This window comes from Candidatus Neptunochlamydia vexilliferae, assembly GCF_015356785.1.
In the GTDB taxonomy this organism is placed as follows: Bacteria; Chlamydiota; Chlamydiia; order Chlamydiales; family Simkaniaceae; genus Neptunichlamydia; species Neptunichlamydia vexilliferae.
Genome location: NZ_JAAEJV010000071.1, coordinates 1 through 7,803, shown reverse-complemented (window position 1 = coordinate 7,803; position 7,803 = coordinate 1). Strand labels below are relative to the sequence as shown.

Sequence of the window (7,803 nt, the reverse complement as noted above, 5' to 3'; positions counted from 1 at the left end):
TGGAAATGCTATTTCCTTATAGTCCCTCCATGGACGAAATTTTAGTAGCTTAAAAATGGTTAGGGGGGCTATTCAAATTTTTTATTCCGGGAATTGCTGAAAATTCTCTTTGTACACGACAAGAATTTAGCATTTGACAAGTAACTCACTGGCATTAAAATGTTTCGTTGAAAAACAAACCGAACCAAAAGGACGGAAAATGAAACATGCCAGCGAGTTAACAATCATATTAAACCAAAACTTCGTATGGAGCAAGCCTAGAATTGACTGCTTTGTCAATATTCTACTAGCGATTATCCTGTCTAAAACCGTGAACCTAGCACAACTACCCTGCTTTATCGCTAGTAAAGCAAAACAGAGTTCCAGGTACAGGCGCTTACAAAGGTTTTTCGAAGGCTTTACAATCGAAGTAGCCGTTGTCTCCAAGCTTGTTTACCGTTTGTTTGGCTTTGATAAAGTATATCTTACCATGGATAGGACTAATTGGAAATGGGGCAAATGCCATATTAATATTTTGATGCTGGGGATTGTCTATAAGGGAATAGCCATTCCGATACTTTGGACGCTTTTAGGCAAAGCGGGAAACTCTGAAACAGCAGAGCGTATTGACATCATCGCAAGATTTATCAATTTATTTGGAGAAGGTAAAATTTTAGGGCTTTTAGCTGATAGAGAATTTGTGGGAGCAAAGTGGTTCAAGTGGCTAAACCAACGAAACATCCCCTTTTTATATTCGGATTAAAAACAATACGGTTACCACCAATTCTAGAGGCTTGAAAGTGGATATTGAAGGGCTTTTTAACGGACTTGCTATTCAGCAACAGAGAGCTTTAAAGGGACTGAGAAAGGTCTATGGAAACCAGGTGTACCTAGCTGGACTACGCACCCCAAAGAACGAGTTGCTAATCGTTGCTACCAATAAAGATCCTGAAAATGCCATTGAGATGTATGCTAAGAGATGGGAAATCGAAACACTATTTGGATGCTTGAAGGGAAGAGGCTTTAACTTTGAAGATACCCATATGACTGATAATGAAAAATTAGTAAACTCATAGCTATTCTTACAGTTGCTTTTGCTTGGGCATACAAGGCCGGTGAATGGAGGCACGAGGAAAAAGAACCGATCAAGATCAAAAAACACGGCCGTTTAGCTGTAAGCATATTCAGATATGGGCTAGACTACATTTGTGACAGTCTAGGGAAAATTTTCTTTAGACTGGGCAAAAGCCTTAGTTGCCTAAGGTTTTTAAGGCCCGCTTCTGAAGCTTCTCCCTATGGAAGTCGGGAACTATCATGAAAAATTGTCGTGTACAAAGGAAAATTCTACAAAAATGTTGATTAAAATATACTTTTTAGCTTAAAAAGAAGGTTGTAAACAAAAAAGCCGTCAGAGTTGCAGCTCTGACGGCACGGCCTCATACCGAGGCCGGGCATTCCTAACACGGAGGAACACCGATGCCATTATACACAAATATACAAAAACTTCGCTACCGCTTGCCAATCTTTGGTAAGCTACTCATAGCAATCTCTTGTTTAACAGCTCTTTTTGCTGCTTTAGGGCATTGTTGTGAGGCACATACACATAAGCATCAGATCACCTATGGAGACCCTAAAGCAAGATTCGCTGTTACTCAGCACTTTTCTTTAGGTTCTTCTGGATTTATTCGGTTTATTCAAGAAGAGTTTCCGATCCTTAAAAGAGATCTTATTGATACTGGGAACGTCAGCTGGACCTTTTGTCCTGATATCGCAGACCTTCTCACACTTCAGTTTGTTTCTTGCTTAGAGACTCTACCCAGCTCTAAAAAATCCCTTTTTTTCGAAAGCGTTCTTTTAGCCTTAGGTCGAAATCTTACAGAAGGAGCTCCACAGATTTTCCTAAGAGCGCTAGAAGACCTCTCTCCAGAAGATCCCCAGGTCGATCTTATCCACCTTTTGGAAATAGGAGCCTCTTTTAAGGCAGCAGGGGAGTTTTCTAAGCGGGATTCTTCCCCTAAGCCCCCTTCATTCTTTGTGAGAGGGGAGAGCTTTACCCTTTCTACTTTTTTTACATCCATTCAGTGCTTGCTTAAGTAGCAAGCCTCTAACCCTTTTAAACTAAGAATATAGGAGAAAACTATGACCTTTCAAGAAGATATTGCCGACCTTCAGGCCCAACTCGATGAAATCGACTCCATTGGAGAGCTAAGAACCCGTCTAGCTAGAAGAGACCTTCGTTTGGTGGTTTCTATCTACACGCAGGGAGTCCATTGTATGGACTGGGATATTACAACCAAAAAAGTCTGCGGAATCGTTCAGCTAGCCTTCAGTATTCAGATCCGTAGGATTTCTAGCGATGATGCTTTGGTTGAAACGACAGCTCTATGTCCAGTCAGCTTCAACAGAGTTGAGTGGTTTGATCAGAAAAAACTCTTTGAAATCTTCAAAGTGGGAATCAAAGAATGCATTAAAAAAGTACGCTAATGAATAAAGATGACAAATTATGGCAACAGATGGTTTTACCTTGTTTATAAAAGAGATATTTTAGTGTTGCCATAAATTGTCAGTCAGAATTATCAAAGAACTTTAAAAGTATAAATCATTGAGGATAAAATGATTGCAAAAAATTACTTTAAACTAAAGATAAAGAAAACATCCATTTTTTCAAAATCGCGCTCAGGAAATAGTGTGAAGGGGATTTTGAACAAAATGACGGCTTTTCCCAAAACCATTTTAGTTGTCGTGCCTCTTTCCATCACACTCCTTTCTGGATGTGCAACGATCGGGGAAAAAGTCGCATATGCAGCCGATGCCCTTAAAACCGACGTTCAAACCCAGCATGACGAAAATTTTCGGATCAAAAGAGTGCGCAAGGCTCTCCTTATTCGAAACATCCCAGAAGCAGAAAAGCATCGAGATAATCTCTATGCTCTCCACTGGAGGTGTATCGCTAACCTCGAAATCGCAGCAGCAAAATATCCCACACAAAAGTCGCAAGCACTCAAAAGCGTCAAGCAAGTGACCAAAGAGATCTGGACGATCTCCGATCCCAACAAACGAGCCATGGCTCTTTTAGCTCTATTAAAATTTGAGCTTGAAACCAGCAAAGATGTCACCCAGGCCAAGAAAACAGCCAAACAAACCAAAAAAACGATCGCCTTCATTTTGGACGACCATGCAAGAAAAATGCGTCGCTATGGCGAGCTTCAAACGTTAATTGAAAAACACAACCATCTCCTCAGTCGATAGGGGAGCTAAACGCATAACAAGAGGATTTCATTATGGAAATGACAAAACATTTTAAAAACGGAGCCCATAACTTCATCCGCTTTATTAAAAGGCACCCCACGTCTATCTTGGGACTATTTTTCTTAACCCTCACTCTTCTTCCTTCTTTAGGGTTTTGCGATATCAACTCCGCCTTCGGGGAGACCAAGGTCCAAGTCGAATCAATTGTCTCCAATCGATCAGGACTCTTTTGGATCTTTATGGCTGTGATCTTAGGCAGCGGCGTTTGGGCCCTGTATAAAGGGAGCTGGAAAGGAGTGGGGATCGCCCTTCTCATAGGAATCATCCTTGGAAACTTCTCCGATGTGATCGACACCGTTTTAGGGACAAAAATCTTCAAAAACAAAACCCACAACGAGCAATCTAAACACTGATGAAAAAACGGTTTTATAAATACCTAGATAATCCGAAAATGTTGATGGGGATGGCCCTTACAGACCTTTTGAGTCTTGCTATCCCCCTCTATATGGGGATTTGCTTGAAAAAGTTCATCCTTTTTGCCTTGATTGGAGGCTCCCTTTTTATGATGAGAAGAAAAGTCGCTCGAGCCCTTCCAAAGTACTATCTCATCGGCCTTATCTACTGGCACTTGCCAACAACCGTTTTCAACCGGATGTTTAAAGTCGCCCTTCCCCCCTCCCATAAACGCTTTTATCTTCGGTAGACGATGGAAACCAAGACCTTTCAAAAAAAGCTCAAAACCCTTGCCTCCCAACGCAATGTCTTAGCTCTTTGCATCATCGCCCTAAGCCTTGCTGTGATCAAGTTAAGCTTTGCCATCCAAAATAAAGAGGAGCGCGTCGTCATTATCCCCACCACAGGTCCCTCCTTTTGGGTCGAAAAAAGCCGTACCTCCAAAGAGTACCTCAACGTCATCGGCACCTACCTTTCAGACCTTCTACTTACAAGAACCCCCTCCGACATCTCTTGGAAAAATCAGCAAATCCTTTGCCATGCCCACCCAAGTGCCTATGTCACCCTAAAAAAAGCCCTTTTAAAAGAAAAAGAAACCCTCACTCAAGACCAAGCCACCTTCGTTTTCAAGCCCATACGTTCCTACGCCTCCGATAGAAACCTCACGTTTGTCATTGAAGGGATCCAAAAGACCTACATTGAAAAACCAGAGAGTAAGGAGACCCTCCTTCACTCTCAAAAACTCAAATATACCCTCTCCTTCCGCTGCGAGGAGGGTAGACTTTATCTCACCACCGTGACCCAGGAGAAACTATGAAACCCCTTCTAAAAACACTCTTTCTTTTAGCAATTGGAAGCACCACCATGCTCAGCGCCCTTGTCGAAGAGACCCTAGACCCCAAATCTTCCATAGAAGTGACCCTTTCCTCCACTTCTCCCAACCGGATCATGGTAGAAGGAGACGTTATTACCGACGTCATCTTTGATGAAAACACCCTCCAAAGCTTCCTCCATAAAAAGACAGGACAAGCTTTCTTAAGCCCCCTAAAAGAGATCCAAAAATGTCCCACCAGCGTCACCATCATGACCCTTTCAGGAGAGGCTCAAACTTTCCAAGTCTTTGCAGAGCCCAAAGCAGGAGAAGTCATCGTCCTCCAAGAAAAAGAAACCTCCCCATCCCCTCAAGAAACCCTCTTGTCAGACTACCACTCCCTCACCATCTCCTTTTTAAACGATCTCCTTTGGGGAAATATCCCTCAAGGATACGGAGTGCGTCCCACCCAAGAACAAAGCATTCCCATACAAAACCCCTTTACAGCAAAAATGCTCCGAACCTTAGAAGGACCTTTTGAAGAGATCCTAGTTCTTGAAATCCAAAACCACTCTAAAAGGCTCGAGACCCTAAAACCTCCTGCTCTAAAGCGAGACAACGACCTTTGGGTCTTCGTTTCAAAAACTCACTTAGAACCCGAAGAGAAAACACTCGCCATTGTCTCCAAGAAAAAGGAGTTTTAGTATGCCCAAAGAAGAAAAGCTTCAGTCACCTCACCAAAAAACCCTAAAAACCCAGAAAAAGGTCTACCTCCTCATCTGCGTCGGAATCATCGGAGTCTTATGGGGAGCCTTTACCCTATTTAGCGGAAACTCAAAAGGTTCTAAGCCTCCCGAACCTTTTTATTCCTCTCCTCCAGAGACCGCCTCTCATAGTCTCGAACCCAAAAACTTCCGACTTTCACAGATTGAATGGAAGCAAGACGAGTTTGAGAACATCTTAACCTCTCTTGTATCCAGTCAAGAAGAACTTAAAGAGACCCTGCAAGAAGTCACACAAAAATCCTCCCAAATCGCTTCAGAAAATGTCTCTTTCCTCAAAGAAGAGCTCGAAGACCTTAAAGTCACCCTCAAAAAAGACCTAAAAGAAAACAACCCTTCCCCCCTAGACTGCAACCTCCCCATAAAAATCGCCTCATTAGAAGAATTCCAAGACGAAGAAACCCCTCACGTCAGCGCCTACATCCCCGCGGGAACGGTCGTTCGCTGCATCCTGGTCTCCGCCGCTGACTGCAGTGTCGGAGTCCAACAGCCCAAAGGACCCGCAAAAATGCTCATTCGTCCTCTAGAAAATGGACAACTTCCTCGCAAAGTTCGTGTCGCTCTTAAGGACAGTGTCATCCTAGCCAGTGCCTATGGAGATCTCGCTAACGAACGCGTCTACGTCCGCGCTGACCGGATGACCCTCGTTGAGCCCAATGGAGACTTTGTAGAAACAGAAGTGAGCGCCTACGTCTCCGGAGAAGATGGACGAGAAGGAGTCAGAGGGATCGTTGTTGATCGCTCCGGTTCCATCATTACAAGAGCCGCCTTTGCCTCCTTCCTCCAAGGAATAGGGCAGGGGGTACAAGCCACCCTCAACAACCAAACCATCGAAAAGCTCTCGAAAGTAGGAGATAGCCAAACCATCCTCGACGTCGATACCTTTAGAAATGCGGGTATGCAAGGGGCCAACACAGCCCTTAACAAACTCGCAGACTACTACATCAAAAGAGCCGAACAGCTCCAACCCTCAATACAAGTCGCTGCAGGAAGGGTTATCGATCTCATCTTCACCCATGGCGTGAAGATAGGAGAGAACAACCTTCGAAAAAAGCTAGAAATCGAGCGCTCCCTAGCTAAGGAGAAGAAACATGGTTAGACAAAAAATCTGTAAACTCTTTTTTGGGGTCGTTCCAGCCTTTAGTCTCCTCATCTCCCAAAAAGTGCTCCATGCTCAAGAGGTCCCATTCAGACCTTCCGTGAGTTTCGAAAAGCTCTCCTCGATCTATACGATCTCTTATGGAGATCCTCATGCTCCCCTCCACGTGACAGAGTACTTTTCCCTCTCTTGCCCTAAATGTCTCACCTTCATCCGACGAGACTTCCCCTCCATTCAAGCAAGATATATCGATAAAGGAAAAGTATACTGGACCTTCCACCCCGACCCTGCAGACCTTCTGACCCTCCAAGCAATGGTCTGCTTCGAAAAGCTCTCTTCTCAGGGAAAACAAGTCCTTATCGAAACCCTTGCTCATCACCCACGAGCCTCTTTCCGAAAAGGATGCTTTAAAATGCAGGAATACATGGACGCTTTGGGAAAACCTCAGCCTCTCTTACACGATCTCTCTTTTCTTGAGAAAAGTCAGGCTTTCCAAAAAGCCTTCACCTATCTTAAACAGCCCACCGTTCCTGCAGAGTTACCAACCATCGAAATCAATGGAAAGATCCATCAAGAATTTCCGAGCCTCCAATGGCTTGATAAGACCTTTGCGGAGCTTCTGAAGAGAGGTTCAAGACATCACCAAACCAGCAATTCCCGCTAAAATTTTAAGCCCTTGATTGTGATTAATTTGCAGTTTTTATAAAATTTTGTTTTCGCAAACTATTAAAAGGTAAGGGCAGAAAGTGAGTAGAAGACTTATAGAAAAGAGCACCCTTTCGGCGAAAGGGTTGCTTGCAAATGCAAAAGACCAATTCAAGAAAATTGCAGAACCTTTAGTGGGAAATCAGGGGAAAGCAAGGGAAATTAGCATTGCAGATTGTTGTATGTCTGCGTTGGCAATGTTTAAACTAAAATTTCCTTCATTATTGCAGTTTGACTCTCAAAAAGAAGAAAAGCCAATAAAGGCAAATATTAAAAACTTGTTTAAGGTCAGTCGAGTTCCTTGTGATACGTACATGAGAGAGCGATTAGATGACATCAATCCTAGAGATTTGCGATCACCATTCAAGTCTATCTTTGCAAAATTACAAAGGGGTAAAGTTTTAGAAAAGTATAAATTTCTTAATGGTAAGCTTCTTATGCTCAATGACGGCACAGGCTACTTCTCCTCCTCAAAAATACACTGTGACAATTGCTGTACGAAAAACCATAAAAATGGATCTGTAACATACTACCATCAGTTTTTAGGTTCAGTTATTGCTCATCCAGACAAAAAAGAAGTGATTCCTCTTTGCCCTGAGCCAATTATGAAAGAAGATGGCTCGTCGAAAAATGACTGTGAAAGGAATGCAAGTGAGAGGTTTCTTTTAGACTTTAGAAAAGAGCACCCCCACTTGCCTGTTATTCTGGTAGAAGATGCACTGGCT

At 43.2% G+C, this 7,803-nt stretch carries 11 protein-coding genes and 1 pseudogene; all 12 read left to right on the top strand.

All coding sequences use genetic code 11. The features are described 5' to 3' along the window. Window positions 1-199 precede the first annotated feature (199 nt). Complete coding sequence (locus NEPTK9_RS08530; RefSeq protein ID WP_194848413.1) at window positions 200-742, top strand: hypothetical protein; 543 nt, start codon at window positions 200-202, stop codon at window positions 740-742. 37 nt (window positions 743-779) lie between these two features. After that, window positions 780-1,055: a transposase gene (locus tag NEPTK9_RS08525; protein ID WP_320412060.1), complete on the top strand. Its 276-nt coding sequence runs from the start codon at window positions 780-782 to the stop codon at window positions 1,053-1,055. A gap of 400 nt (window positions 1,056-1,455) precedes the next feature. After that, the gene (locus NEPTK9_RS08520) at window positions 1,456-2,076 is read left to right on the top strand and encodes a hypothetical protein (RefSeq protein ID WP_194848412.1); all 621 of its coding nucleotides are present in this window, start codon (window positions 1,456-1,458) and stop codon (window positions 2,074-2,076) included. A 42-nt stretch (window positions 2,077-2,118) separates the two neighbouring features. Continuing rightward, the gene (locus tag NEPTK9_RS08515; protein ID WP_194848411.1) at window positions 2,119-2,463 is read left to right on the top strand and encodes a hypothetical protein; all 345 of its coding nucleotides are present in this window, start codon (window positions 2,119-2,121) and stop codon (window positions 2,461-2,463) included. 225 nt (window positions 2,464-2,688) lie between these two features. Continuing rightward, entirely contained in the window at window positions 2,689-3,228 is a 540-nt protein-coding gene (locus tag NEPTK9_RS08510) for a hypothetical protein (protein WP_194848410.1), read from the top strand. Window positions 3,229-3,260: 32 nt separating this feature from the next. After that, a complete protein-coding gene (locus NEPTK9_RS08505) occupies window positions 3,261-3,641 on the top strand; it encodes a hypothetical protein (protein ID WP_194848409.1) in 381 nt (126 codons plus the stop codon). Beyond that, window positions 3,641-3,931, top strand: a complete 291-nt coding sequence (gene traL, locus NEPTK9_RS08500) for a type IV conjugative transfer system protein TraL (protein ID WP_194848408.1) — start codon at window positions 3,641-3,643, stop codon at window positions 3,929-3,931. Before NEPTK9_RS08505 ends, traL begins: the two co-directional genes overlap by 1 nt. A 3-nt stretch (window positions 3,932-3,934) precedes the next feature. Next, the gene (locus NEPTK9_RS08495) at window positions 3,935-4,498 is read left to right on the top strand and encodes a TraE/TraK family type IV conjugative transfer system protein (RefSeq protein WP_194848407.1); all 564 of its coding nucleotides are present in this window, start codon (window positions 3,935-3,937) and stop codon (window positions 4,496-4,498) included. After that, on the top strand, window positions 4,495-5,196 hold the full coding sequence (locus NEPTK9_RS08490) for a TraK domain-containing protein (protein ID WP_194848406.1): 702 nt from the start codon (window positions 4,495-4,497) through the stop codon (window positions 5,194-5,196). The genes NEPTK9_RS08495 and NEPTK9_RS08490 overlap by 4 nt, the downstream gene beginning before the upstream one ends. 1 nt (window position 5,197) lies before the next feature. After that, window positions 5,198-6,373 carry a TraB/VirB10 family protein gene (locus NEPTK9_RS08485; protein WP_194848405.1) on the top strand — a complete coding sequence of 392 codons (1,176 nt, stop codon included), beginning with the start codon at window positions 5,198-5,200 and terminating at the stop codon, window positions 6,371-6,373. Then, window positions 6,366-7,037, top strand: coding sequence for a thioredoxin domain-containing protein (locus NEPTK9_RS08480; protein ID WP_194848404.1), 672 nt, complete (start codon window positions 6,366-6,368; stop codon window positions 7,035-7,037). The genes NEPTK9_RS08485 and NEPTK9_RS08480 overlap by 8 nt, the downstream gene beginning before the upstream one ends. 82 nt (window positions 7,038-7,119) lie before the next feature. Beyond that, window positions 7,120-7,803 (top strand): annotated as a pseudogene (locus tag NEPTK9_RS08475) (transposase); the annotation flags it as partial.

What these genes read in the sequence shown, in the direction of transcription:
- NEPTK9_RS08515 (WP_194848411.1), top strand. Translation starts at nt 2,119, where the DNA reads ATGACCTTTCAAGAAGATATTGCCGACCTTCAGGCCCAACTCGATGAA.
- NEPTK9_RS08510 (WP_194848410.1), top strand. Translation starts at nt 2,689, where the DNA reads ATGACGGCTTTTCCCAAAACCATTTTAGTTGTCGTGCCTCTTTCCATC.
- traL (WP_194848408.1), top strand. Translation starts at nt 3,641, where the DNA reads ATGAAAAAACGGTTTTATAAATACCTAGATAATCCGAAAATGTTGATG.
- NEPTK9_RS08520 (WP_194848412.1), top strand. Translation starts at nt 1,456, where the DNA reads ATGCCATTATACACAAATATACAAAAACTTCGCTACCGCTTGCCAATC.
- NEPTK9_RS08485 (WP_194848405.1), top strand. Translation starts at nt 5,198, where the DNA reads ATGCCCAAAGAAGAAAAGCTTCAGTCACCTCACCAAAAAACCCTAAAA.
- NEPTK9_RS08490 (WP_194848406.1), top strand. Translation starts at nt 4,495, where the DNA reads ATGAAACCCCTTCTAAAAACACTCTTTCTTTTAGCAATTGGAAGCACC.
- NEPTK9_RS08495 (WP_194848407.1), top strand. Translation starts at nt 3,935, where the DNA reads ATGGAAACCAAGACCTTTCAAAAAAAGCTCAAAACCCTTGCCTCCCAA.
- NEPTK9_RS08480 (WP_194848404.1), top strand. Translation starts at nt 6,366, where the DNA reads ATGGTTAGACAAAAAATCTGTAAACTCTTTTTTGGGGTCGTTCCAGCC.
- NEPTK9_RS08530 (WP_194848413.1), top strand. Translation starts at nt 200, where the DNA reads ATGAAACATGCCAGCGAGTTAACAATCATATTAAACCAAAACTTCGTA.
- NEPTK9_RS08505 (WP_194848409.1), top strand. Translation starts at nt 3,261, where the DNA reads ATGGAAATGACAAAACATTTTAAAAACGGAGCCCATAACTTCATCCGC.